Raw genomic sequence first — 2,818 nt, forward strand, 5'->3', positions numbered from 1 at the left:
AATTTTAATATTTTGTCCTGAGACATACAATAGTATTAATAATTTAAGTGTGAGAATGTTTGCACCATATTTAGGAATTACTGAAGACCCGGCAACGGGCAGTGCTAATGGTTGTTTAGCAGGATATTTAGCTGAGTATAATTATTTTGGTGAGGCAAAAGTTAATATTAGGGTCGAACAGGGATATGAAATTAATCGACCTTCTTTATTATTGTTACAAGCAGAGAAAAAAGTAGAAGGAATAGAAGTATTAGTTGGTGGTAAAGTTATCATGGTTGCTCAAGGAAAATTGGTTGCTTAAATAAGGAAGAAGAAAGAAGGAAAAAGTGGATGGGGACTTAAATCCTAACAAGCTTGTAAACACCCTGTAGACGGCGGGGAATTACAGCGGATTTATCAAGTAAATATTAAGAGGCTGAGTTTCTGGCTATACTTAGGTTTGGCGAGTTATCATCCTTTAGTTCCAAAATTCCTGAAAGCTAGGTGATGTAAGACTTTTAACTAAGTTGATCAACCAGCTCTTAAACCCAAAAGAAAAAGATAAATCATTTAATATTAAGTCCGGATAATTAGTGATGAAAAAACCTATGCTTTTACACAGGGTAAATATCTCTATTATCTCTACTGCGTACAAAGGTTGCATGAACGTCCCTACTCCCTTATTTATAAATATTCAAGGGGACATGATATAAGACTACTATAGGGGTTTTCATATTAATAAAATATGGTATTTTTTCTTTGTTTATTCTTCTCTCTTACCAAAAATTAAAAAGTTGTGTACCTCATCTATTTGAGAAATTATATATATTAGTTTAGAATCATTGGTGAGAGTTTTGTCTTCCCTACAACCAAAATATTGTAATATTCTTTTATGTAATATCATGTTAGGTATAACAGTTATAATACGGCTTCGTAGTTAGGCTTAAGCAATAAGATAAGTATTTAAAGGGCTAGAGCAAAACTACAGACAAAAATTTTATTAGAACTAATTATCTGATAGCGTAGCTCCCACGGAGGGGGCACATAATATAACTGGTTTAAATTATGAGTCAATGTTTAAATCCTGAATGTCTAAATCAAAATCCTTCTGATACAAAATTTTGTCAGCAATGTGGGTCAAAATTACTTTTAGCAGAACGTTATCGTGCCATTAAAATTATTGGTCAAGGTGGTTTTGGTAGAACTTTTCAAGCAGTAGATGAATTTAAACCATCTCAAGCTTTTTGTGTAATTAAGCAGTTTTTTCCTGAAGTTCAAGATAAACAAAATATGGAAAAAGCAGCAGAATTATTTGCTAAAGAAGCAGTGAGATTAGAAGCTTTAGGAAAACATCCTCAGATTCCTGAATTACTGGCATTTTTTACTCAAGATAATCGTCAATATTTAATTCAAGAATTTATTGAGGGGCAAAATTTACAGCAGGAGTTAGAAACAGTAGGGGCGTTTAATGAAACTCAGATTTGGGAGTTATTAAATGATTTATTGCCAGTATTAGAATTTATTCATTCTCAAAAGGTAATTCATCGGGATATTAAACCGGATAATATTATTAAGCAACCTATATCTTCCCAGAAAAAAGGTGAATTAGTATTAGTAGATTTTGGGGCAGCAAAGTTTGCAACTCGTACTGCTTTGGCGGTGACGGGAACAGTTATTGGTTCTGCTGGATATGCTGCGCCGGAACAAGCTATTGGGAAGTCAATTTTTGCTAGTGATATTTATAGTTTGGGTGTGACTTGTATTCATTTATTGACTCAAGTTGAACCGTTTGAATTGTTTGATGTAAGTGAAAATGATTGGGTATGGCGAGATTTTTTAATTTCTCCTATTAGCGATCCTTTGGGTAATATATTAGACCGGATGATTGTCGGAGCAACGAAGAAAAGGTTTCAGTCAGCGACAGAAATTATGGCATTGATTAAACCTAATGATGTTGATGTTTCACTACCTAAAAAACAGGTAAGTAATTTGGTAGACTCTTCATCTATTCTAGAAGTAAACTTAAATTCAGAAAGGGGAGTTGATTATAGTAAATTGTGTGATTTATTGGCTACTGGAAAATGGCGAGAAGCAGATATAGAAACAGCAAAGTTAATGTTAAAAATCACTAATAGAGAAAATAGAGATAAATTAAATATTAATTCAATTAATCATTTACCTTGCACTGATCTACGGACTATTAATCAACTTTGGGTAAAATATTCAAATGGTAAGTTTGGTTTTTCTGCACAAAAAGAGATTTGGGAAAATTTGCCTACTCAAACATTTTTTTTAACTTATGAAAAATTAGGCGATCGCTTGGGTTGGCATTCAATAATTGGTTGGACTAATCACGATAACTTAATATTTGATTTAGAAAAAGCACCCTATGGTCATTTACCCGCAATGTTTGCTATGAGTGGAAACTGGGTATGGTTTATGGAGTTAGAAAAGTTATTTTCTGCTATGGTAAAAAGACTTAATATTTGTCAAATATAGAGAGTTATGGGCAATTGAAAGTCAAAAGTCAGGCATCGAGTGCGCAATTAGTCGGTCTCTTTTCGGTCTGGAAATACTACGCAAACATCTGTTAAAAATGATAGTAAGGTCTGAGGTAACAGGCAACATTTAATAGCAGTGGTTTGAGAAATTTGACAGGAGAAAGAGCAGAAAATTTTTAATGTGGTCAATTAATCAGACTTAATATGATTACGACTTACGCATAACTACCACTTATGATAGGGGTGAACGGCCGTTCACTCGTAGAAATGGTGTATAATTTCATCTTGTGCGTAAGTCCTGTTGATATTATACTAAGGGTCAAAAAAGAATGTTACCA

The 2,818-nt window shown here is 33.3% G+C and carries 2 protein-coding genes; both read left to right on the forward strand.

All coding sequences use genetic code 11. The features are described 5' to 3' along the window. Positions 1-301: PhzF family phenazine biosynthesis protein (locus F6K13_RS26805; RefSeq protein WP_287288965.1), on the forward strand; the 301-nt coding region annotated here is incomplete at its 5' end. Positions 302-1,044: 743 nt separating this feature from the next. Continuing rightward, positions 1,045-2,478 (forward strand): GUN4 domain-containing protein, encoded by a 1,434-nt coding sequence (locus F6K13_RS26810; RefSeq protein ID WP_124146688.1) that lies wholly within the window; start codon positions 1,045-1,047, stop codon positions 2,476-2,478. The last annotated feature ends 340 nt before the right edge of the window (positions 2,479-2,818 follow it).

This window comes from Okeania sp. SIO2B9, from assembly GCF_010672505.1.
In the GTDB taxonomy this organism is placed as follows: domain Bacteria; phylum Cyanobacteriota; class Cyanobacteriia; order Cyanobacteriales; family Microcoleaceae; genus Okeania; species Okeania hirsuta.